The sequence below is a fragment of the Caulobacter sp. Root343 genome, assembly GCF_001425745.1.
In the GTDB taxonomy this organism is placed as follows: Bacteria; Pseudomonadota; Alphaproteobacteria; order Caulobacterales; family Caulobacteraceae; genus Caulobacter.
In genome coordinates, this window is record NZ_LMDF01000011.1 from 1 (window position 1) to 22,498 (window position 22,498).

Below are 22,498 nucleotides of genomic sequence, written 5' to 3' on the forward strand. Positions count from 1 at the left end.
CTGGATCTGCCGTTCCGAGACCGGATCCTGGGCGCTGGTGGCTTCGTCGAGCAACAGGATCGGCGCGTCGCGCAGCAGCGCCCGGGCGATGGCGATGCGCTGACGCTGTCCGCCCGACAGCCGCAGGCCGTTCTCGCCCACGCGCGTTCGCAAACCCAAGGGCGTCTGGGCCAGGAAATCCTGAACGCCGGCGGCCAGGGCGGCGGCTTCGACCTCGGCGTCCGTGGCGTCCAGCCGTCCATGGCGGAYATTGCCCGCGATGGTGTCGTCCAACAGCGTGATCTCCTGGCTGACCAGGGCGATGTTGTCGCGTAGCGCGCCAGGATCGGCGGTCCGTAGATCGACCCCGTTGACCAGCACCCGGCCCTGGTCCGGGTCGTAGAAGCGGGCGATCAGATTGAAGATCGTGCTCTTGCCCGCGCCGGTCGCCCCCACCAGGGCCGTGACCTGCCCAGCCGGAGCCACGAAGCTCACCCCTTCCAGGGCCGTTTCGCCGTCAGCGCCATACTGGAACCGCACGTCCTCGAACTGCACCGCGCCCGAAACCCGCGGCACCGCCGTCGCCGAAGCCGAAACCCGCACCGACGGCTCGCGATCCATCAGCTCAAACACACGCTCCGCCGCCGCAAGACCCGTCTGGAGGTCGACATTGACCCGGGCCAACGAACGCAGCGGCTGATAGGCGCCATAGACGGCGCCCACGAAAACCAGGAAGTTTCCCGGGGTCATCGCCTGTCCGACCACCAGGCCGCCGCCGTAGATGATCATGGCGGCGATCGCCAGGCCGCCCAGACCGTCGAAGACGGGAAGGATCGCCGCCTGGACCTTGGTGGTGGTGATCAACAGGTCCGCCGCCCCGTTGGCCTGCTGACGAACCTTCGCCTCCACCACCGATTCCAGCCGATAGGCGTGGATCAGCCGCGCGCATTCGAAGGCCTGGGTGAGACTCGCGCTCAGACCGCCGATCGTCTCCTGGGCCCTCAACGAGACTTCGCGCAGCCGCCGCCCTAGATAGAGCATGGGAAAGATCGACAGCGGTGCGGCCACGATGCTGAACAGCGCCATCTTCCAGTCGGTATAGAACATCAGGCCGATCATGCTGCTGATCGTCATGCAGTCCTTGCCGATCCGCAGAAAGAAGTTGCAGACGGTCACGCGCAACAGATTGGCGTCGTAGGTGAAGACGCCGACCAGGGCGCCGGACGGTTGAGCCTGAAGGGCGGCGAGATCCTGGCGCAACAACCGCGCCCAGAGGCGCTTTTGCAGGTCAAGAACGATGCTCTGACCCAGCATCGTCAACAAACCGCCCTGGACATAGCTTGCCGCGCTGCGCACGACGAAGACGGCCACCACGGCCGCGCCAATCAGCCAGAGCAGGCTCGCGTCCCTCGCGATGAACACGCGATCGACAAGTGGCCCCATCAAGTAGGTGTAAGCCGAGGCCATACCGGCGATGAGCGCCATGCAGGCGAAAGACAGGATCAGCGGCCCCAGGTGAAGGCGCAGGGATTCATTATAGAGCCTGCGGATCAGCCGCCACGAATTGGTCCGTTCACGAGCAGGTCCCCAGGTCGGATCCAACGACATCATCGCGCCTTCTCAATTGAGGGGAGAAAGGGTCTTGGCGCGCCGCGCCAACGCTGGGCCATCGCCGCGTCCCCTGGGATTTTGCATGCCGCTGAGCTGTGCGTAGAGCCCGGCCTTGTCGAGGAGGTCCTGGTGGAAGCCGGACTCCACGATCCGYCCCCGGTCGAGGACGTGGATGTGATCGACGTCGCGGATGGTCGCCAGGCGGTGAGCGATGACGATGGTGGTGCGGCCGCGCGTCAACTGTTCGATGGCNCCCCGGTCGAGGACGTGGATGTGATCGACGTCGCGGATGGTCGCCAGGCGGTGAGCGATGACGATGGTGGTGCGGCCGCGCGTCAACTGTTCGATGGCGTGCTGGATCTGCCGTTCCGAGACCGGATCCTGGGCGCTGGTGGCTTCGTCGAGCAACAGGATCGGCGCGTCGCGCAGCAGCGCCCGGGCGATGGCGATGCGTTGACGCTGTCCGCCCGACAGCCGCAGGCCGTTCTCGCCCACGCGCGTTCGCAAACCCAAGGGCGTCTGGGCCAGGAAATCCTGAACGCCGGCGGCCAGGGCGGCGGCTTCGACCTCGGCGTCCGTGGCGTCCAGCCGTCCATGGCGGAYATTGCCCGCGATGGTGTCGTCCAACAGCGTGATCTCCTGGCTGACCAGGGCGATGTTGTCGCGTAGCGCGCCAGGATCGGCGGTCCGTAGATCGACCCCGTTGACCAGCACCCGGCCCTGGTCCGGATCGTAGAAGCGGGCGATCAGATTGAAGATCGTGCTCTTGCCCGCGCCGGTCGCCCCCACCAGCGCCGTGACCTGCCCAGCCGGAGCCACGAAGCTCACCCCTTCCAGGGCCGTTTCGCCGTCAGCGCCATACTGGAACCGCACGTCCTCGAACTGCACCGCGCCCGAAACCCGCGGCACCGCCGTCGCCGAAGCCGAAACCCGCACCGACGGCTCGCGATCCATCAGCTCAAACACACGCTCCGCCGCCGCAAGACCCGTCTGGAGGTCGACATTGACCCGGGCCAACGAACGCAGCGGCTGATAGGCGCCATAGACGGCGCCCACGAAAACCAGNCCCGCGGCACCGCCGTCGCCGAAGCCGAAACCCGCACCGACGGCTCGCGATCCATCAGCTCAAACACACGCTCCGCCGCCGCAAGACCCGTCTGGAGGGTGCTGTTGACCTTGGAAAGCGAAGGGATCGGCGCATAGGCGCCCACGACCGCGCCGACAAAAACAAACAAGTTCCCTGGCGTGATGGCGCCGGCGATCACCTGCCAGCCGCCGAAAAGGATGACGATGCCGATCGCGATCCCGCCCAAGCCGTCGACGATCGGCAGAATGGCGCCGCCGATCCATGCCCCGCGGATCACCAGCCGGGCGACCCGGGACATCTGTTTTGAGCCCTCGGCCTGCAACATGGGCTCGAGGCCGTAGGCCTTGACCGTGCGCGCGCCCTGGAAGGCCGTCGTGAGCGACTGCGAGAGCGCTCCGACCTCGGCTTGGGTGCGCAGCGAAATGTTTCGCATGCTGCGACCGATGTATTTCATCGGCAGGATCGACAGCACCGGTAGCACCAGGCACACCAACGCCAGCTTCCAGTTCGTGTAGACCATCAGCCCAATCATCGTGAGGATGGTCAGGGTGTCCTTGCCGGCGATCAGGAAGACGTCGCAGACGGCCAGGCGCATCATGTTGACGTCATAGACGAACGTGGCCGCTAGCGCCCCGAAGGGCTGGCCCTCCCCCGGGTCGACGCCATGGCGCAGCAATTTATGGAAGAGGCGGTCCTGGGTTTCGGCGACGATCTTCTGGCCGACCATGACCAGCAGCACTTCCTGCAGGTAGCGCGCCAAACTGCGCACGGCGAAGATCGCCAAGACGCCGCCGGCCATGAGCCAGAGCAGCGTCCCATCGCGAGCGATGAACACCTTGTCGATCAGGGGACCCATCAAATAGGTCTGGGTTGAACTGGCGATGGCGACCGCGACCATGCAGAGCAGCGCCAGGATCAGAGGCCGCCAATGCCGGCTCATCGATTCTCGATAGAGGCGAGCGAAAAGACGCCACGAACGACGGCCGTCCAGCGACGTCTGGTCGGATTCCTGATGCATGTTCGCTTCCCCCGAAGCCAACCATAACCGGCGAAATAGGGAACGCAAGCTTAGCGACCGTTGCCCGAACCATTCAACCGAAAGTGAGGATGCTTGCCTGCGTGACGGACTCTTTAGAGCCGCCCGCGCCCACGCCCTAGACGAGCGTCAGCCAGTCACGCTACCCAAGCGTAAGCGGAACTGCCAGAAATGAGATTGCCGGTGCCCGCATGTCGAGGACCGTGTGACAGGGGATCCAATGAGAGACGGTGGAGACGACCATGAGGCCGCTCGGCAGTTCGAAGCCGAGACGCCGAGCGTGTCCGTCTACGACCTCTTCCAGACCCAGGCACGCTCGACGCCGAATGCGATCGCGGTGATATGGGACGAGCGCGCCTACACCTACGTTCAGTTGGACGAGGCGGTATCCGACCTGGCGCGGCGCCTTGCGACCGCCGGTGTCGCGCCCGCGGATCGTGTGGCCCTGTATATCCCCAGGTCGCTGGACATGCTGGTGGCGTGCCTGGCGGTGTGGAAGATCGGCGCGACCTATGTGCCGCTCGACCTGGCGAGCCCGGTGGCGCGGGTCCAGATGGCGCTAGACCAGTGCCGTCCCGCGGCGATCCTCTACGCCAGCGCGCTGCGAAGGCTGCCTAACCTTGCGACCCCGGCCGGGCGCATCGATGTGTCTCGCCCTGCGCGAGAGGGCGATGCATGCGTCAAGACTACGTCCACGGAGCCGGGCGCGGCCTACATCATCTTCACATCGGGTTCGAGCGGAGCGCCCAAGGGCGTCATCGTCGATCACGCCGCGTTGTGCAGCCTGCTGCGAAGCGTCCGCGACACGATCGGCTTCTCCGCGAGCGATGTCTTCGCCGCCACCTCGAGCCTGAGCTTCGACATCTCCGCGCTCGAGCTGTTCCTTCCGCTGATTTCCGGCGGAACGGCGTATCTCCTGGATGAGGGCGTGACGCGGGACGCCGTTCGCCTGTGCGAGGCGCTCGACGCTCGACCCGCCACCGTGGTGCAAGGAACGCCGTCGATGTGGCGAGCGCTCCTCCAGACGCGATGGCGCGGCCAGCACGTCCAGGCCATCGCTGGCGGCGAGGTGCTCGACCCGGACCTGGCCAGGGGGCTGAGCATGCGGGTCGCGACGGTCTGGAACGCCTATGGCCCAACCGAGGCGACGATCTGGGCCACCATGCACAGGGTGACGCGGCAGGATTTCGAAGCGGCCGCGATCCCGATCGGCGTCCCGCTCAGCAACACCGTGACGCACGTCGTGGATAGTTTCGGCGCGCCCGCCGCTGCCGACACTCCGGGCGAGATCCTGATCGGCGGACAAGGACTGGCTCGCGGCTATCTGGACAGGCCCGACCTCGACGCCGACAGGTTTCAATCCTACCCCGGCTTGGGCGAGCGTCTCTATCGCACCGGCGACATCGGCTACCGCCGGACCGACGGAGCGCTGGTCTTCCTGCGCCGCGCTGACGCGCAGATCAAGTTTCGCGGCGTACGCATCGAACCGGGGGAGATTGAAGCGCGTCTACTGGCGACGCGCGGCGTAAGCCAAGCGGCCGTGGCCGTGCGGGTGGACGATCAGGACCGGAAGAGTCTGGCGGCGTTTCTGGTCGCGCAATGTGTCGCCGATGCGCCCACCGACGCCGAGCTCCGCGCGCATCTGGGCGATTGGTTTCCCGAATCCATGATCCCCTCGGTCTTCGTTTGGATGAAGACCTTGCCGCTCACGACAAGCGGCAAGGTCGATCGCTCGGCGCTATCCGCGCTGGCTCCGGCGCCGCGCTCCCCGACGACCAGCGTGGAGCGAAGCGCGCGGCTGGCGGAGACGATCGCGGAGATGTGGGGTCAGGTGCTGGGACGCGAGCCTCTCGGGCTCGACGAGGATTTCTTCGGCGCGGGCGGCGACTCCCTGGCGGCCCTGAACGCCGTATTCCTGGTCGCGTCCTCCGTGGAGCGCGATCTCAACGTTACCGGCCTTATCGAGCATCCGACTCCCTCGAGCTTCTCGGCCTATCTCGCCGCGACGGCGGCGGCGACGGAACGGGATCGCCCCGTCGTGGATGTGACGCTCGAAAGCGTGGCGCGGTGATAAACGCGATCCCCGAGGACGTTTCTGGCCTTCGCTTCGACATCGGCGCGCAGCATGGCCCGGTGCGCAGCTATCACCACGGCGCCTGGCAGGGTCTGGTGACAGGCGGTGCGAAATCCGACACCAGCAACGGCACGAATGACCTGATCTTCATCGAGCATCTCGATCCGGCCGCCGCTCTCGCGGCGTTCGAAGGGATCGCGAACCGACACCCGTTCATCATGGGCCGAATCGAGGAACGCGAAGGCGCGCCATGGCTCGTGCCTGGCGAAGCTAGCGGCTTGTCGATCAAGACATTGGATTTACGCGACTTTCCACCCCATGCCCGCGAACAGGCGGGACGGGAGGCGATCGGCGCCTTGGTTTGGGAGGCGATCGACGTTCACGCGGGTCCGCTCAGCCGCTTCTATGTCGTTCGGATCGATGAAACCCTGAGCGCGGTCGGCTTCGTCGTCCACCACTTCGTTTGCGACGACGCTTCGGTCGCCATCCTGAGGCGAGAATTCCTCGGCTTGTATGAAGCTGCCCGCGACGGGAAACCGCCTCCCGCATTTCCGAAGGGCGTCGCCTACGGCGATTACCTGCGTGCGATCGCCGACTGGATGTCGACACCCCAAGGCGCCTCGGCCCGGAAGGCCGCGTTCGCCCGCCTATCTGATCTTCCGGTGCTCACCTTTCCACGCTCGGAGATATCCGAGCCCGAGCACGTCACCTTTTCATCTCCCTCCTGGTCGGACCTCAGCCTGCTCGCTCGGCGCCTGAAAACCACGCCCTTCACGCTGTTCCTGTCGGTCCACAACCTGTGCCTTCTCGACTACGCCGGCGATGGCCGGGTGGCGACGCGTATCGTGACGACCGGCCGCGATAGCAGCGGCCTGCTCCATACGGTCGGCAATCTGGCCGACCGCTTCTACGTCATCAGCGATCTGCGCCAGGCTTCGACCTTCCACGACGTCTTCGAGGCGACCACCCGAGCGCTTACCGAGGCCCGCGCACACGCGTTCGTCCGCGACGAGTTCGTGCAGTACGACCTGTGGGAGGCCAGCCTTCCGCGGGACCTCCCGGCGCTCAACTTCATCGGCGGGCGTGGCGCGCCGGGCAGCGCGCGCTATCCAGGCCTCAAGGTTCCGCAGCCGACGCGCGCGGTGACAAGACCACGGGACTGCTACTATCTGGTGCTCCGGGTCGATGAGGATCGGCTATCGGCCTATGTCCGTTTTGGCGCCGGCCGCATTCCCGGCCTGTGCGCGCGGCTTGGCAAAGCGCTGTCGGCCGTTTGCGAAATGCCCGACGCCTCTATTCGCGTCCTCCGCAAGGCTATTGATCGCGGGGAGCAGTCTTGATCGAGCGAGCTTCGCGGCGACGTTTGATCCTTAGCGGCGGCGCCGTGCCGTCTTCGGTCGATATGGGCAACGAGTGATCATGGATATCACGGGCGCGGACAATCAGGTTCGGACCGGAGCGAACGTTCGGGTCGAAGGGGAGATCGTCGGCGACGACAACGTCGTCGAAATCGGCGACGCGCAGGAAGACAGCGCCCTGACCCTCAGCATCAGGGGCGACGGCAACCGCATCCGCATCGGAAACAGCGTCCAACTCAAGGGGCTCAGGATCCGGGTCGGCACCCACGTCGCCGCGGACGCGACAAGACTCACCATAGCGGACGGCTTCTCCGTCGAGTGGAATACGCAGTTCCTCCTTCCAAACTCCGGGAACACCCTGACCATTGGCGCGAACTGCATGTTTTCCAACAGCATCGTCATCCGGTGCGGCGAGTCTCCCCATCTTCTGTTCGATCTCGAAACCGGCCGATATCTCGACACTTCATCACGCACCGTCGTCGGCGATCACGTCTGGATGGGCGAAGGGGTTTACGTCACCAAGCGAGCCGAAATCGCCAGCGAGATCATTGTCGGCGCCTTCAGCGTGGTGACGGGCCAGTTCGCGGAGGAACACGTCGTCATCGCCGGCAACCCGGCTCGCGTGACACGCAAGGGCGTCCGTTGGATCCGCAATCCGTCGCTGCTGACGCCAGGCAGTCCCGAGCACGATAGCTATCACGCCCACATGCAGGGCTACGCCAAGATCAATGCCGTCGATCCGGCCTAGAGCATGGGCGCGGGAAGGGTGAAATGCTCGCCGCCGATCGTAGCGCTTTCAGGAGTTCCTTCCCCGCTCAGCGGCGCATAGAGCAGCGCCCGCCGCTCACCGTGGATCACTTCGCCAAGCCCGGCATCGGCGGCGACCGGCCGCCCGAAGGGGTAGACCACGCCCTTGGCGGCGGCGCACTCGATCCAGACGCCGGGCTGGCCCGTTTCCGGGCGCCTGACGTAGAGGACGGCCGATCCCGCGCGATAGCCCACGCCATCGATCTCGAAGCCGGCGGGCAGCAGAGACCAAGTGCGGCGTGAGAGCGCGATCATGCGATCGATGAACTCGGTGGTGACCGCCTCGCCCTCCTGACCGGCCGCGACGACGTCTCTCGCGACCGTCTCAACGGCCTCCGTCAACGCGACGTAGTACAGGCTCGGGCGCGGCGCCAACCAGCGGCGGAGGTTGGCCAGGCTGACCATCTGTGTCTCCGACACCGCATTATGCTCGCTGATCGCCTGGACGATCGACCGGGCGACTTCAGCCAGCGCCGAAGGCTCGGCCAGGTCGTGGAGCAGGAAATCGTGGAGGCAGAGCGAAGCCTCGGCCTCCGGACTATTGGCCCGCATGACGTGACGCTGCTGCAGGTCGTAGAAGCGTCTCAACAGCGGCGTCAGCCGATCGCGCAGGTCGGCGTGCGCGACTTCGTCGAGGCCCAGCCCCCCAAGCAACGTCCGAATGAAGGCGCGTTCGACGCCGGCCTCCACGGCCTGGATCAGGGCTTCCTCGCCGCGTCCGGCGTCCACGCCAGCGTGGGCGTACTTGCGGGCATAATAGTAGATCGAGCGGACCGCAGTCGCGAGGTGGGGCATATCCTCGCCCAGCCGCTCCCCCGGGATCCCCGTCAGCTTCCGCCAATTGGGCACGGCTCGAAAAATGCCGAAATCGGCCAACTCGCCCGCGATGGTCGTGTTGGCCGACATGAACCGCCCGGACCAGAGTTTATTGGCGCGAGCCGCGCCCAGTTGGTCAGCGAAGCGTAGGAACATCTCGTCCACGGCGGCGAACAACTCGGCGGATCCTCCCGCGATCCCGAGAGCGGCCTCAAAGGCCTCTCGCGTGCGCTCGGCGTCGAGGAACTGGTCGGAGGTGCGTGTTCCGGCCGATCCAAAATAGATGCTGCGTTCAAAGTGAGCCGGACGCACGAAGTTCGGCCGGACAATCAGGGCGCGCCGCCGAAAGAGATCAGGCTTCGGGTCAGCGGGATCCTCAACGGTTTCGCCGACGTCGATGATGGCGATGCTGGGAGCCCCTCCCCAAGGCAGCTCCGCTCGCGCGATTTCCGAGCAGATCGCTTCACGGAGCGCCTCGGGCAGCCAAAGCCAGCCGTGTCGGTGGTCCCAATCGACGTCAGCCGATGCGAGCGGGGTCCGCCCCACCCCCTTGATGTTGAACGCGCCGCGGACGGCGCAACGTCCGCTGCCTCCCTGGGCGCCCCCGGTCGATCCGCCGTAGCGATCGGCCCAAAGAACGGCGTGTTCGCGACTGTCGTTTCCCAAGGGGGGGTCACCCGCCAGAGCCTCGACCGCGAAGGCGTCAAGAAGGCGGTGTCGAACGGCTTCGGCCGTCGCCCGGCAACTCAAATCGACGCCCTGTTGCGCGAACCAGCGCGCGTTGATCCAGAGCACGCGCGCGCTGGCCAACGGCCGTGCTGAGAGCGGCGCGAAGAGGCTGGAGCCGAGGTCGTGAAGCGTCAACGACGAGAAGCCGCCCTCCAGCGCGGAGGTGTCCAGCCAGTCGTCGACGCAACGATCCACCCGCGATTCCCCCGCCCGTTTTGGCGGCCCGGCCGCACCGCCAAACCGCTTTTCTCCTTTCTATAGGCTTGCAGCCTTCGCGCAATGTGGGATTGTGCTCTAGGGCGTGGGACGCATTTGGCGAGTCTCGCGAGGGGGGATAATCAGTATGCTTGTGGAAAGCAGCGACGGTTCGGATCTTTGGCGGTTCGCGCAGTTGGACCGAAGCTTCGTCTTCGTGGGACTATCCAACTGCAAGGCCTGTACGGCCATGAAGGAAGCGCTCGCCATCACCTTCAAGGAGCGTTCCGAGCCCGATCTGCTGATGTTTCATCTCGCTGATCCCGACGAAGACACGAGCGCCTTCCTGAATGAGTACCTTGCCGGCAAATTCCCCCAGCTCCTTTACTTCGTCGGAGGCGAGCGAAAGCGCCGATGGATCGGGTTCTTTGGCCGTGAAGACTTCGACACCAAAGTACGAAGCCTGACCGAAATCATCGACAGCTGTGACGCCTAAGGCGCGCAGATCTGTTCTATCGCCGCTTTTATGGGGGGTTTTCTTGGAAGAAATCTTGGACGATGAGGCGCCGAAGGGCGCCTTCCTGAAGACGGCGGCGAAGGTCGCCAAGAGCGGCTTCGCGCTGCTCGCCAAACCGGCCTTTCAAGCAAGGCTGGAGGCCTGCGGGACCTGCGCTCTGTCGATAAAGAAGGACAACACCATCACCTGCAGTTCCTGCGGGTGCGACATGGGCATCAAGGCGCGCTTCTCCGCGACCGAGTGTCCGATCAATCCTGACTGGTAGCCGCGAGGCGGCGAGCGCCCCGTGGGAGGCCAGAGGGTTAGGCCCGCCGCATCGACATGTCAGGGGGATCGAGGATTTCGCCGCGCCGACGCATGAATGTCATCAGTCGAGCGGCCTCCTGCTCGGTCCGCCGAATGCCGCAGGCCTTCTCGAAACCTCGCAGTTCGCGCGTTCGTAGCCTGCGCGCCAGAGCCCTCGTGGCCCCTGGCAGGGCCACGAAATCCATGATCACCAGGTTCAGGCCCTCGTTCCACTCGCTCCGATGCAGCAGCCGCATCGGGTCGGTGAGCAGTTCGTGCAAGACCGTGTCGGTGACAAAGGCCCACAGCGCGTAGCCTTGGACCGCGCCGCGCTGATCGCGGAGCACTACAGCCTGATCGACGTTCAGCGCAGGCAGCACTTGAGGCTCCAGGGCGCCGATCCGGAACGCCTTGCGCGGCGTGGCCAGGAGCACCTTCACGATCGCGCCCAATTGAACATCGACGCGCGCCACGGCCAACTCAGCGGAATCCGACATCGCCCCTCACGGACAGATTGTGGCGCGTGATCGCTGCGCATCTCAATGGCTTCGCCGCCGTCATGCCTTCCCCCGCCACGGTTCCGGGATGGCCATGTCCCGAGTCAGGTGCGCGCGGCGTAGATCGGCCAGCCGAGTGTCGACCACCTCGTTCCAGCCCGCGTCGTTCTCGTCGAAGAACTTCATCGCCTTGCACGCGCCCGCCACGGCTTCGTTGACCTCGGGCCGGCCGGTCTTCACCGCTCGAAAATAGCTGCGGCTCTGAAGACGATAGTGGTTGTTGACGAGCGAGAACCGCGTCAGGTCGCGTTCCCGCAGGTTCAAGAACAGCTCGTCTCCATGCCTGTCGCCAGACGACAGAACCTTGGGTCCGCGAGTGATGGGGTTGTGCTGGGAGATTTCCTGGATGCTCGCTGGTTTCGATATCGCCTTGAGAAAGGCTCGACTGACCCCGGCGCGCCCACGCCGCGTGAACCCGTCGACGACGCTCGGCGGCTGGTCCAGGTGGCCGTTGGAGCCAAAGCTCAACCACGGGCATAGAACCGCGTCGTAGGCCGAACAGCGCGCCAGGACATCGCCGATCGCACCTCCCGCCGGCGGATAGATGAATTCATCGAGGTCGAAGACCCCTATCCATCGCGTTTCGCGCGCCAGAAGGGGCAACAAGGCGGCATAGGCCCCGTTCTGCCGTCCCTCCTCGTCGCAATCGAACAGATCCACCAAGCCCGCGGTCTGGTACGGCGCCAGCACGCTCTCGAAGTGGTCGTCGCTGCGGTTGTTGATCAGATAGAAGTGCTCGACGCCAAACTGGACATAGTGGTCAAGCCATTCGGCCAGCACATGGGCCTCGTTCCGAAATATGGCCATGACCGCGAGATCGTAATCTCCGCGCGCGCGCCGCGAGCCGCGTTGTCTGAGAAGCTCCATGCCCGCCCGATATGCCCCCAGCCAGCTTGAGACCTCAGCGACACTCGCCGCCAGGCCCTGCCCGCCCGCTCAACTTCACCGACTCCGTTCACCCTCGTCAATATGAGGTTGCGCCAAGGGCTCGCCACGCATGGTCTCGTAGTCGCGCCGGCAGAGAACACCTATTCCGTGCGTAGAACGCGATCGCTAGCCTTAACGTGCGCGAACATGATTGACCTGCAACCTAAGATATTGCCGTATGACTGAAACCGAGGCTTCGCGGGGCGATAGGCGTCCCCGAGTCGATCCCTTCTCGTCCGGATCAATTGAACATGCGCCGCGCCCTAGCCTTCGCCTTCCTCTTCTCCGCCGCCGTCGCCGCGCCCGACTTGGCTTGCGCCTGGGGACGGACCGGGCACGCCGCGGTCGCGCAGATTGCTTTGACCTATCTAAATCCCAAGGCCGCGGCCGCCGTCGATGCGCTGCTGGCCGTCGACGATGATGACCTGACGGCCAAGGATTTCATCGCGCGCGCCTCATGGGCCGACGCCTTGGTGAGCGCCCGCCCCGAGACCGCGCAGTGGCATTTCGTCGACATCCAGCTGGATGATCCGGATGTGGACGCGGCATGCGGCGGCCAGATGCCGGTCGCGGACGCGCCTAAACAGAATTGCCTGGTGCGCCGCCTGGAAACGTTCGAGCGCGAACTGGCCGACCCCGGCACGACCCCAGCCGCGCGCTTGGTCGCGTTCAAGTTCGTGTTGCACCTGATCGGAGACCTGCATCAGCCGCTGCACACAGCCGACAACCAGGATCTCAGCGGGAGCTGCGTGCGCGTGGCCTATGGGCGCGCCGGGACTGTCGACCTGCTGAAGTACTGGGACACCATCGCGGTCGAGACGATCGAACCGGACGCCGCGAAATTGGCGAGCCGCCTGTCCGCCGAGATCACGCCAGCCGACCGCGCGGCCTGGGAGTCGGGTCATCTCGAGGAGTGGGCGCTGGAAAGCTTCGACGTCGCCAGGACGACCGCCTACGCGATCGGTTCCGAGCAAGCTTGTGCTTCCGACTCCGCCCCGGTGTTCTTGCCAAAAGGCTATGACGCGGCGGCCCGAGCGGCGACCGCGCTTCAATTGAAGCGGGCTGGCGTGCGCCTGGCGTTCACATTGAACCGCATCCTGGGCTCGACGGCGCCTTCGGCGACCAAGGACATCTTGTGAGCTTGGCGACGGTGGATCTCGTTCGTTCCTATTGAGAGCGCTGATCCGGCTGTCGATAGCGAGGCGCCTGTCGATCCGACGCGATGGGCGCTATGGGCGCCCCCGTTCGCGCTTTCCCCAGCCTCGGCGCCGACGCAACGGCGCGCCCAACCATCATGTCCGAGCTATTTATCCGGCGGATAACGTGCGACGCCGGGCTGAACACAAGGAACAAACCGTCCAGGGTAATGGGCTTAAATTCCGAAAGATCGCCGGGACGAGCGATGGGTACGCTCTAAACGATTAGATCATAACCCATCCCAGCGATGGCGACATCATCATGGCCATGTCAATACTGGCCAGCACCAAAAACGCCGCCGATACAATAATTATCTTGAACAACGCTCAAGAATAAGCGCAGCAAGTTATTCTTAATTATCCTCACCTCCGCTCGAAATTCGATTTCAATACTGAATTTTGAATGGCGATGGCGTGTATAGTATCAGGTGAATGAACACCCCTGATCTGCGATGCAGTCAATTTGACATGCATCCTCTGTCGCCGGGTGGAGTATGATGCACCCGAGCTGACAAGCTATGATCTGCATAGCTTCCCAGGCGTTGCAGTCTCCGGCGCCTGTAACGCCAGCCAATTCAGCATCGCTAAGCTCTCTCATGATTTAACCCCAAGTTGCGCTTTCTAACCCAGCCACCTCAGCAACTCCCCTTAATGTTGTCAACAACATATCGATCAACCTCAGGGACTCGCTCAATTGCCATGGCGCCGAGCGTCCAATGCGCTGGGAGCGTTCCAGCGACAGCGAGATAACATAGCAACAATAGAGATCTGGAGTATTTGAGCTTAATCTGACGGGCTCGGGGTATACACAACACCCCAAACAATTTAGCCAACACGTCCAATTTTTTGCCTGACGAAAATACGCCAGCGCAGAGATAACCACATTGATCAGGTTAGCGTTACCTGACGCTTTCCAAGGCGATCGCCAAGGAAACTATTCCCATGCTCTGGCGTGAAACAAGCCCGGCAACGGCAGCACCTTAATCGTAATGAATTTCCGAATATGTATTTTTGGATAATAGGCTGGAAATCGAAGGCGCGTGACCACTAAGCGGCCCGCGACTTACAGCATCGCAAGGCAGATACGTATTTTGAGTATCGCCCAGCGCCTTCACTTCCTATGCATAGTTACGAACGCTTAGCGCTAATAAACGCTAACCGCCCTTTATCTTACCAGTCGCAGTCGGCGTTCTCATGGCAGTCGTCTCTGCACTCTTCGAGGAACCCCGGCGCAGGGTGGAGAACCTCGCACTTGACCTCACAGGCGCCGATCAGAAAGTATTCCCAATTGGTGCACGCGCCGGCGCCCGACACGCCAGCCAACTCAGCATCGCTAATTTCTCGCATGATTTTTAACCCCCGGTTGCGTTTCCAACCTGGACACTTCACCGACTCGCCGCAACGTTGTCAAGAACCGGCCATTCAACGTAAAAGCATCCCGCCGTCCGATGCGCGGCGCCTACACCTCACACTTCGATGTGTTTAGCGTCGAGCGAGCCGGCAAGGCCGCCAATGCGGTACTGGCGGAAAAGCGAAAACGATGTTGAAGCATTCGACATCACCATCATAGATAGATAAACATACTTCTATTTATACTTCTAAGGCATATCATGAGTAGTCTTTTCAGACCTGAATCCATGGAATCTAGACGCCGAAAATTTTACGGCAGCGTCCGACTATGGCAGTCAAATACCTACAGGATCTATCTCTGCGCCGCGATCGGCGCGATCCCGGTCCTGCTGGCCTTAGCGTGGGCAACGCCCTACACCGAAAAAATTCCGCTCGACGAAGTGGCGCTGATTCCAGGCTCGCCCCCAGTCGCCAAGTCCGGCGGCGCCGGTCCGACTGAGGCGGCATGGCTGGTTCAGGCAAGGACCGCGTTCCCAGCCGCGCTGTCGGCGCAAAGCCAGATCCGCCTCCGTGTTAGAGGCGCCCAGTTCGCCGCCGAGCATTCCATCGCCACCACCGTGGTCGCGAGTGACGCCGCGCCCGCCGGATCGCCGGCCGGCCAGGGCGATACGCTGCGGGTCGCCTTGGCCCCCCGCCCCGATCAGGATCAGGAGGTCATGGAGGCGTTGCGCCATGGACGGAGGCTCGACGCGGCCATCGTCCTGCCGCCTTCCAACATCCTGCGCCTGCTTCTGGACTCCCGCATGAAACCCGCTCGACGATAGGACCAGGGCGCCTCAAGCGACACTTATGGTCGCCCCCGCCTCCTGGGTGGCGCCATCTTCCATTCGGATCAGGCGGTCCGCTCCCTCGGCCGCGCGCTCGCGGTGAGAGACGTGGATGCGCGTGATCCGCAAGTTCTTCAGCCCGCGCGCCAAGGCCGCTTCCGTGGCCGGATCAAGATTGGAAGTGCCCTCGTCCAGGAAGAGGATCTTCGGCGACCGGTAGAGCGCTCGAGCGATCAGCACACGCTGGATCTGCCCCGCGGACAAAGCCGCGCCCATGTCCCCCACCATGGTTTCGAGCTGCATCGGCATCGCCATGGCCTCTTCGTAGAAGCAAGCCGTCTTCAGAGCATCCTTCACCTTGTCCAGGACGATCTCGGAATCGAAGAAGGCGACGTTTTCGGCGATCGAGCCTTGGAAAAGTCGGTCGTCCTGAAGGACGACGCCGATCTGTTCGCGATAGTTGCGAAGCCCGAAGCCGGCCGCCGGGAGCCCGTCAATCTGAAACTGCCCCTCGGTCAGCGGGACCAATCCGGCGAGCGCCTTCAGAAGCGTGGTCTTGCCGCCTCCGGTGCGCCCGAGGATGGCGATGAATTCCCCGGGTTCGATATCCAGGGTCACGTTGTTGAACACGTACGGATCGTGAGACGAGAACCGGAAGGACGCATTCCGAAGTGTAACGCGCCCCATCAGCGGCCGTCCGCCTTCAGGCGAGTTCGCGATGGCGGCCGGATCCTCGTCTTCATGCACGATATCGGCCAGGCGCTCCAAGTGAAGGCCAAGGGTCTTCCACTCGAAGTGGACCGAAGCCAGACTGGAGACCGCCCCCGTGAATTGCATGGCGAAACTTTGAAACGCCAGGAGCATGCCGAGGGTGAGACGGCCTTGCGCGACGGCGTGCGCGCCAACCGACCAAACCAGCACGACTTGAAGGCCGTTGATCAACCTGAGGCCCGACCCGCCGAGCATGCTCATCCTGGCCACGGCCACGTTGGAATTCAGCCCGTGAATCTGCTGGTTCTGCCAGACGGCGACGCGTTCCTGCTCCCTATTGTACTGCTTGAAGGTGCGGGCGCCGCGGATCGTCTCCATCAACACCGTATGGGCTCGAGCGCCGTACGTGATGCTGTCATCCATGCGCTGGCGGAGCGCCGGAAAATAGGCCGAACGCAGCCCGAAAGCGGCGGCGAACAGCAACAGGACCAAGCCCGCGAGCGGCGCCGAATAGAGGAACATGAACACAAGGGACGCCAGTCCCATGGTGCTGCTCATCAGCAAGGTCGACGGCGAGTTCGTGATGAAGCGTTGAACGACGTCGAGCGATGAGAACCTCGCCAGTATGTCCCCCATATGCCGCTTCTCGAACCACGCCAGGGGTAGATTAAGCGCATGCCTCAAAAGGCCGGTCTTCATTTGGAGCGACAATTGCGTGCCCAAATGCAGGCCGATCATGCCTTGCAGGAATGAAACGCCGACCTGGATCAGCAAGACCGCGACCGCGCCTATCGAGAGCACGGTGATCAGATCGGCCTCTCCACGCATGATGGCCCGATCGGTCACGACCTGGGTGATGATCGGGCTGATCATGGCCAGCGCCTGGGTGAGGACCGCCAGCAAGCAGAGCTGCAGGAGGTAGCTCCGCAGGCCCACTACCGAGCCCCAAAGATCGCTCATGCGGACCCGGCGTATCTGGGCCGCTCCGCGAAGCGCCGCCGTACGCGTCAGCTCCATCGCGACGCCAGTGAACGACTCGCTTACCCGCGCATGCGAAAGCCGTCGCCGACCAGACGCGGGATCATAGATTTCCACGTAGCTTGCCGCGACGCGGGTCAACACCACGTAGTGGTTGAATTCCCAATGCAAAATGCACGGCGTGGCCAGCTTGGAAAGCTCATCGAGACTGAGCTGCAGGGGCCTGGCCGTGAAGCCCAGCTTCTCCGATATGCGCATCAAGCCCCCGAGGCTGGCGCCCCGCGTTGAGATGCTGGAACCGCGTCTCAGCTCCGACATGGAATAGTTCACGCCGTGGTAGGCGGCGATCATGCAGAGACAGGCCAGACCACATTCGGCGGCTTCGCTTTGGTTGACGAGCCGCAACCGCTTTGACGAGAACAGGCGCTCCCACAAGTTCTCCTGCTCGTCCCTCACATCGGCTCCGGGCAACGCAATCCCCCCAAGAAATCTTTACATGTGACGCCCGCCATCTTGGCGCGTGCAGGTCCCCATGCTCAACGCTAGAGACGCATCGGACAGGCGCTGTCAAGCTAAGGTGAGCCTGCCTGATCGAGCGCCGGAGGCTGCCCCCATCGGCCCATTCCGCTCGTGACAAGGACAACAACTCGGCATACCCCTACACGCACGGGTGGCACGGGGAAGCGTTGCGCGCAAAATGAGTAAAAGATTGATCGTCGGCGCCTTGATCGCCGGCCTGTTCGTCTGCGCCACAGGCTGCTCCGAGGGGAGAGGCGACAACGCCGGCAGATATCTCACGGCCGACGTGGAGACGGGCGACGTCGAGAGGACCGTGCTGAGCACCGGCACTCTGCAGCCTTTCGTCGTGGTCAATGTCGGCGCCCAGGCGACCGGCCAGATCCAGTCACTGGAGGTAAAGCTTGGCGATGTGGTGAAGCGCGGCCAACTCCTGGGGGTCATTGATCCCGCGATCCAACGGAATACCCTTCGCAACGCCGAGGCGGCCCTGGCGGTGCAGCAAGGACAGAACGCGCAGCAACAGGCGCAGCTGGAAAAGAGCCTGATCGACCTGAACCGGCAGAAGGCGCTCCTCGACAAGGGATACGCTTCGCCCGCGGCGTATGACCAGGCGGCGGCGCAGGTCGCCTTGGCGCGGGCCAGCGTCCGGACGACCTCCGCGCAGGTCACCCAGGCCCGCATTCTGGTCGAAAAGGCTCAGGTTGATCTGGGGCGGACGAACGTCATCGCGCCGATCGATGGCGTCGTGGCCTCGATCCTCGTCCGCGAAGGTCAGAGCGTGAACGCTGTCCAGATGTCACCGACCCTCTTGAGGCTGGCCAAGATGGACGTCATGACGGTGAAGGCGCAGATCTCGGAGGCGGACGTCGTCCGGGTTCACCCCGGTTCGGTCGCCTATTTCACGATCCTCGGCGATCCCTCCCGACGATATTACGGCAGGCTGCGCACCGTGGAGCCGGCCCCCGACAACGCCGACGACACCCTGACCGCGCCGGCCAGCGCGGCCGTCTACTACAACGCCCTCTTCGACGTGCCGAATGCCGATGGCCGTCTTCGCTCGTCCATGACGGCGCAGGTGAGCGTCGTCCTGGCGCAGGCCAAGGGCGTCCTCACCGCGCCATCGGGCGCACTTGGCAAGAGGGGCGCGGATGGTCGTTATCTCGTCAAGGTGCTCGGTCCGGACGGCAAGACGACGGACCGGCGGGTCAGAGTCGGCGTCTCCGACAGCGCGAACGCCGAAATCCTCGATGGATTGAAGCGCGGCGAAAATGTCGTTGTCGGCGACGCGTTGAACAGATCCGCCGCCCACGGCCGCAAGCCTGGCGAAAAATAGACCGATCGATGTCCGCCGATTCCCGCCCCCCTCTTCTGCAACTGACCGGCGTATGGCGCAGCTATCCCGCCGGTGACCAGCCCATCGACGCCCTCAAGGATGTCAGCCTGAGCATCGAGGCCGGCGAGATGGTGGCGATCATCGGCCAGTCAGGCTCGGGCAAGTCGACCCTGATGAACATCCTCGGCTGTCTCGACCGCCCGAGTCGCGGATCCTACAAGATCGCCGGACGCGCCGTGCTGGAGATGACTCCGGACGATCTGGCGGCTTTGCGCCGGCAGCATTTCGGATTCATTTTCCAGCGCTACCACCTGCTTCCAGATCTCGATGCGCAAGGCAATGTCGAGGCGCCGGCGATCTATGCCGGCGCGCCGGCGCGGTCTCGCCGCGACCGAGCCGTGGCGCTTCTGACCCGGCTTGGCCTCGCCGACCGGCTAAACCACCGCCCGTCACAACTTTCGGGGGGGCAGCAGCAGCGGGTCAGCGTGGCGCGCGCTCTCATGAACGGCGGCGAGGTCATTCTGGCCGACGAACCGACGGGCGCGCTCGACACGAAGAGCGGCGGCGAGATCATGAAGATCCTCCAGGAGCTGAATGCCGAGGGGCACACCATCATCCTCGTGACCCACGACCCCAAGGTCGCGGAGAACGCCCGCCGGATCATCGAGATCAGCGACGGAGAAATCCTGTCCGATCGGCGGAACGGCCCGGCGCACTCGGTCAAAAGGCCCGGCGAAACCCTGAAGTTCGCTGACAAGGAAAGATTGACCGCGTTGGTCGCCCGCCTCGGCGACGCCTTCCACATGGCGTTGCTGGCCATGAACGCTCACCGTCTGCGCACCGTTCTGACGATGCTCGGCGTCATCATCGGCATCGCATCGGTGGTCTCCATTCTCGCCATCGTCGGCGGGGCTCAGAAAAGCATCATGACGAGCGTCGGGTCGATGGGCTCGGACACCGTGAACATCCTGGCCGGCGCCAGCGCCGGCGATACGCGCGTCGCGCAAACCCGCGGCCTCCGGCCATCGGATCTTTCCGTGCTGGCGGGGCAGCCCTACATCGACAGCGTTAGCCCGACCATCGTTACGAGCCGCTTGGTCCGCGCCGGATCGGCGTCCGGAAACGGAACCATCAATGGGGTCGGAGAGCAGTATTTCCGCGTCCAGAACACCAAGCTCGCCCAAGGCCGGATGTTCGACGCCGCCGCCGTGACGGCCGCCGCGCAGGAAGCGGTCATTGACGACAAGGCGGCGAAGAAACTGTTCGAGAACCGCGATCCGCTTGGTCAGACTATTCTGCTGGGCAATGTGCCGCTGCGGGTGGTCGGGGTGACAGCCAAGGCCGAAGGCATGAACGTCATCTTCCAGGGCTCAAAGCTCCAGGTCTGGGCGCCCTACACGACCGTGATGGCCCGGATGGTGCGGCAGCCCGATGTCTCGCAGATTTCGGTGCGCCTCGCCGACGGGGTGTCCACCCCCGCCGCGGAGACGGCCATTACAAACGCCCTCATCACCGAACACGGCAAACAGGACTTCTTCCTCAGATCCAGCGACAGCATGCGCAAGCAACTCGGTCAGATCACCCTGATCTTTTCGCTCCTGCTGGGCTCGATAGGCGGCATTTCCCTCTTCGTGGGAGGGATCGGCGTGATGAACATCATGCTGGTTTCCGTCAGCGAGCGGACCCGAGAGATCGGGGTGCGGACAGCCGTCGGGGCGCGGCGGAGTGATATCATGAGCCAGTTCATGATCGAGGCGGTGCTTGTCTGCCTGATCGGCGGCGCGCTGGGTATCGGCCTTTCGTTCATGATTGCGGCGATCTTCAGCCTGTTGGTGAAGACGTTCCAGCTCGTCTACTCCGCTTGGTCCGTCCTGCTGGCGCTTGGGATATCGACGCTTGTCGGTCTCGTTTTCGGATGGCTGCCAGCCCGCAACGCGGCCGCGCTGGATCCGGTGGACGCACTGGCCCGAGAATGAATTGTCGCCGCCCGCCAGTGTCCAACGACAACAAATTCCCTGGCGGCCCGGAAGGGACTCGAACCCCTGACCTTCGCTTTAGGAAAGCGCTGCTCTATCCTGCTGAGCTACCGGGCCGCGTTTCGCGCGGGTTTGGGTCAATAGCGCAAGAAGGCGGGCGTGCGAACCCCGTTGACGACGCTCGGGGGCGAACACGATGCGGCATCTGAAATCCATCTATGTCCAGGTCCTGATCGCCATCGCCCTGGGGGTGCTGGTCGGGGCGCTGTGGCCCAAGATCGGGGTGGCGGTGAAGCCGCTCGGCGACGGCTTCATCAAGCTGATCAAGCTGGTGATCGCCCCGGTGATCTTCTGCACCGTGGCCGGCGGCATAGCCCGGATGGGCGACATCAAGGCGTTCGGCCGGGTAGGGATCAAGGCGCTGCTCTATTTCGAAGCGGTCTCGACCCTGGCCCTGATCCTGGGCCTGGTGGTGGGACGCACCCTGAAGCCGGGCGCGGGGTTCAATATCGATCCCAAGGCGCTCGACCCGTCGATCGCGGCCGGCTACCTGGCCAAGGCCCAGCACGGCGAGGGCCTGGTCGCCTATCTGCTGCACCTGATCCCCGACACCTTCTTCAGCGCCTTCGCCGAGGGCAACCTTCTGCAGGTGCTGGTCGTCGCCATCCTGACGGGCTTCGCCTGCACGCGGCTGGGCGACTTCGGCGACAAGGTCGCCAATGTGCTGGAGGACGCGGCCAAGCTGTTCTTTGGCGTCATCCATGTGGTGGTGCGACTGGCCCCGCTGGGCGCGTTCGGAGCCATGGGCTTCACGATCGGCAAGTACGGGATCGGGGCGCTGGTGCAGCTGGGGGCGCTGGTGGCGACCTTCTACGTCACCTCGCTGCTGTTCGTGCTGGTGGTGCTGGGCGCGATCGCCTGGGCCAGCGGCTTCTCGATCCTGCGCTTCCTGGCCTATATCCGCGAGGAGCTGCTGATCGTGCTGGGCACCAGCTCGTCGGAGTCGGTGCTGCCGCAGATGATGGAAAAGCTGGAGAACGCCGGCGCGCGGCGTTCGGTCGTGGGTCTGGTGATCCCGACCGGCTACAGCTTCAACCTGGACGGCACCAACATCTACATGACCTTGGCCACCCTGTTCCTGGCCCAGGCGACCAACACCCACATCTCGCTGGGGCAGGAACTGGCCTTGCTGGGCGTGGCCATGCTGACCTCGAAGGGCGCGAGCGGGGTCACCGGGGCGGGCTTCATCACCCTGGCCGCGACCCTGGCGGTGGTGCCGGACATCCCGATCGCGGCCCTGGCCGTGCTGGTCGGCGTCGACCGCTTCATGAGCGAGTGCCGGGCCCTGACCAACCTGGTCGGCAATGGCGTGGCCACCCTGGTGGTCGCGCGATGGGAAGGCGCTCTGGACCGAGATCGTTTGACGCGCGTCCTGCGCGGCGAAACCGCGCCGGTCGAACCGGCCGTCGCCTGATCCCGGGACGGGCGAGCGCGCATCCCGCCATGGCGGGCAAAGCTGTCCGGCGCCGTCCGCATGTTAGGGTTTCAAATACAACCGACGTGCGAAGTTGGAGCGATGTTGAGTCTAGCGCCTCGGGACGCCCCAAGGTCCGATAGCGATCGGGTGACA

Annotated in this window: 15 protein-coding genes, 1 tRNA gene and 3 pseudogenes; 10 read left to right on the plus strand and 9 right to left on the minus strand. The window is 64.1% G+C overall.

Annotation, left to right across the window (positions count from 1 at the left end; all coding sequences use genetic code 11):
* From ASC70_RS21750 to ASC70_RS26055, 4 genes and pseudogenes are all read right to left on the minus strand, one after another.
* Nucleotides 1-1,587, minus strand: a 1,587-nt coding sequence (locus ASC70_RS21750) for an ABC transporter ATP-binding protein (RefSeq protein ID WP_162247254.1), incomplete at its 3' end; no start/stop codon positions are given.
* 12 nt (nucleotides 1,588-1,599) lie between these two features.
* A pseudogene (locus tag ASC70_RS25715) lies at nucleotides 1,600-1,842 on the minus strand (hypothetical protein); the annotation flags it as partial.
* 1 nt (nucleotide 1,843) lies between these two features.
* A pseudogene (locus ASC70_RS26050) lies at nucleotides 1,844-2,544 on the minus strand (ABC transporter ATP-binding protein); the annotation flags it as partial.
* Nucleotides 2,545-2,656: 112 nt separating this feature from the next.
* A pseudogene (locus ASC70_RS26055) lies at nucleotides 2,657-3,695 on the minus strand (ABC transporter transmembrane domain-containing protein); the annotation flags it as partial.
* 298 nt (nucleotides 3,696-3,993) lie between these two features.
* Between ASC70_RS26055 and ASC70_RS21765 the strand changes: the two are divergent.
* The 3 genes from ASC70_RS21765 to ASC70_RS21775 all read left to right on the plus strand — a co-directional run bounded on the left by ASC70_RS21765 (nucleotide 3,994) and on the right by ASC70_RS21775 (nucleotide 7,893).
* Entirely contained in the window at nucleotides 3,994-5,784 is a 1,791-nt protein-coding gene (locus ASC70_RS21765; RefSeq protein ID WP_162247255.1) for a non-ribosomal peptide synthetase, read from the plus strand.
* The gene (locus ASC70_RS21770) at nucleotides 5,781-7,127 is read left to right on the plus strand and encodes a condensation domain-containing protein (protein WP_056054597.1); all 1,347 of its coding nucleotides are present in this window, start codon (nucleotides 5,781-5,783) and stop codon (nucleotides 7,125-7,127) included. The genes ASC70_RS21765 and ASC70_RS21770 overlap by 4 nt, the downstream gene beginning before the upstream one ends.
* A 79-nt stretch (nucleotides 7,128-7,206) precedes the next feature.
* The gene (locus tag ASC70_RS21775; protein ID WP_056748850.1) at nucleotides 7,207-7,893 is read left to right on the plus strand and encodes a hypothetical protein; all 687 of its coding nucleotides are present in this window, start codon (nucleotides 7,207-7,209) and stop codon (nucleotides 7,891-7,893) included.
* Here the strand turns inward: ASC70_RS21775 and ASC70_RS21780 are convergent.
* Nucleotides 7,890-9,692 (minus strand): hypothetical protein, encoded by a 1,803-nt coding sequence (locus ASC70_RS21780; protein ID WP_056054603.1) that lies wholly within the window; start codon nucleotides 9,690-9,692, stop codon nucleotides 7,890-7,892. The two genes, ASC70_RS21775 and ASC70_RS21780, sit on opposite strands and share 4 nt — an antisense overlap.
* 148 nt (nucleotides 9,693-9,840) lie before the next feature.
* Here ASC70_RS21780 and ASC70_RS21785 point away from each other — a divergent pair, with 148 nt between their 5' ends.
* Nucleotides 9,841-10,188: a hypothetical protein gene (locus ASC70_RS21785; RefSeq protein ID WP_056054608.1), complete on the plus strand. Its 348-nt coding sequence runs from the start codon at nucleotides 9,841-9,843 to the stop codon at nucleotides 10,186-10,188.
* Nucleotides 10,189-10,243: 55 nt separating this feature from the next.
* On the plus strand, nucleotides 10,244-10,474 hold the full coding sequence (locus ASC70_RS21790; protein ID WP_056054611.1) for a hypothetical protein: 231 nt from the start codon (nucleotides 10,244-10,246) through the stop codon (nucleotides 10,472-10,474).
* A gap of 37 nt (nucleotides 10,475-10,511) precedes the next feature.
* On the opposite strand, the gene ASC70_RS21795 is transcribed toward ASC70_RS21790, so the two are convergent.
* Nucleotides 10,512-10,991, minus strand: a complete 480-nt coding sequence (locus ASC70_RS21795) for a toxin-activating lysine-acyltransferase (RefSeq protein WP_056054614.1) — start codon at nucleotides 10,989-10,991, stop codon at nucleotides 10,512-10,514.
* 60 nt (nucleotides 10,992-11,051) lie between these two features.
* A complete protein-coding gene (locus ASC70_RS21800; protein WP_082539815.1) occupies nucleotides 11,052-11,918 on the minus strand; it encodes a glycosyltransferase family 2 protein in 867 nt (288 codons plus the stop codon).
* A gap of 311 nt (nucleotides 11,919-12,229) precedes the next feature.
* Between ASC70_RS21800 and ASC70_RS21805 the strand changes: the two genes are divergently transcribed.
* Nucleotides 12,230-13,117, plus strand: coding sequence for a S1/P1 nuclease (locus ASC70_RS21805; protein ID WP_056054619.1), 888 nt, complete (start codon nucleotides 12,230-12,232; stop codon nucleotides 13,115-13,117).
* A gap of 1,694 nt (nucleotides 13,118-14,811) precedes the next feature.
* A complete protein-coding gene (locus ASC70_RS21810; protein WP_056054621.1) occupies nucleotides 14,812-15,348 on the plus strand; it encodes a hypothetical protein in 537 nt (178 codons plus the stop codon).
* Between the two features lie 12 nt (nucleotides 15,349-15,360).
* Here the strand turns inward: ASC70_RS21810 and ASC70_RS21815 are convergent, their stop codons facing one another.
* Nucleotides 15,361-17,511: a peptidase domain-containing ABC transporter gene (locus ASC70_RS21815; RefSeq protein ID WP_082539814.1), complete on the minus strand. Its 2,151-nt coding sequence runs from the start codon at nucleotides 17,509-17,511 to the stop codon at nucleotides 15,361-15,363.
* Between the two features lie 238 nt (nucleotides 17,512-17,749).
* On the opposite strand from ASC70_RS21815, the gene ASC70_RS21820 reads away from it, so the two are divergent.
* Both ASC70_RS21820 and ASC70_RS21825 read left to right on the plus strand, forming a co-directional pair.
* Complete coding sequence (locus ASC70_RS21820; RefSeq protein ID WP_056054623.1) at nucleotides 17,750-18,892, plus strand: efflux RND transporter periplasmic adaptor subunit; 1,143 nt, start codon at nucleotides 17,750-17,752, stop codon at nucleotides 18,890-18,892.
* An 8-nt stretch (nucleotides 18,893-18,900) separates the two neighbouring features.
* On the plus strand, nucleotides 18,901-20,868 hold the full coding sequence (locus tag ASC70_RS21825) for a MacB family efflux pump subunit (RefSeq protein WP_056054627.1): 1,968 nt from the start codon (nucleotides 18,901-18,903) through the stop codon (nucleotides 20,866-20,868).
* Between the two features lie 40 nt (nucleotides 20,869-20,908).
* Here the strand turns inward: ASC70_RS21825 and ASC70_RS21830 are convergent.
* Nucleotides 20,909-20,985: transfer RNA gene (locus tag ASC70_RS21830), tRNA-Arg, on the minus strand.
* Nucleotides 20,986-21,073: 88 nt separating this feature from the next.
* Here ASC70_RS21830 and ASC70_RS21835 point away from each other — a divergent pair.
* Nucleotides 21,074-22,342 carry a dicarboxylate/amino acid:cation symporter gene (locus ASC70_RS21835; RefSeq protein ID WP_162247258.1) on the plus strand — a complete coding sequence of 423 codons (1,269 nt, stop codon included), beginning with the start codon at nucleotides 21,074-21,076 and terminating at the stop codon, nucleotides 22,340-22,342.
* The last annotated feature ends 156 nt before the right edge of the window (nucleotides 22,343-22,498 follow it).

Coding starts and splice junctions, on each gene's coding strand:
- ASC70_RS21775 (WP_056748850.1), top strand. CDS start 7,207: ATGGATATCACGGGCGCGGACAATCAGGTTCGGACCGGAGCGAACGTT.
- ASC70_RS21785 (WP_056054608.1), top strand. CDS start 9,841: ATGCTTGTGGAAAGCAGCGACGGTTCGGATCTTTGGCGGTTCGCGCAG.
- ASC70_RS21795 (WP_056054614.1), bottom strand. CDS start 10,991: ATGTCGGATTCCGCTGAGTTGGCCGTGGCGCGCGTCGATGTTCAATTG.
- ASC70_RS21800 (WP_082539815.1), bottom strand. CDS start 11,918: ATGGAGCTTCTCAGACAACGCGGCTCGCGGCGCGCGCGCGGAGATTAC.
- ASC70_RS21805 (WP_056054619.1), top strand. CDS start 12,230: ATGCGCCGCGCCCTAGCCTTCGCCTTCCTCTTCTCCGCCGCCGTCGCC.
- ASC70_RS21810 (WP_056054621.1), top strand. CDS start 14,812: ATGGAATCTAGACGCCGAAAATTTTACGGCAGCGTCCGACTATGGCAG.
- ASC70_RS21825 (WP_056054627.1), top strand. CDS start 18,901: ATGTCCGCCGATTCCCGCCCCCCTCTTCTGCAACTGACCGGCGTATGG.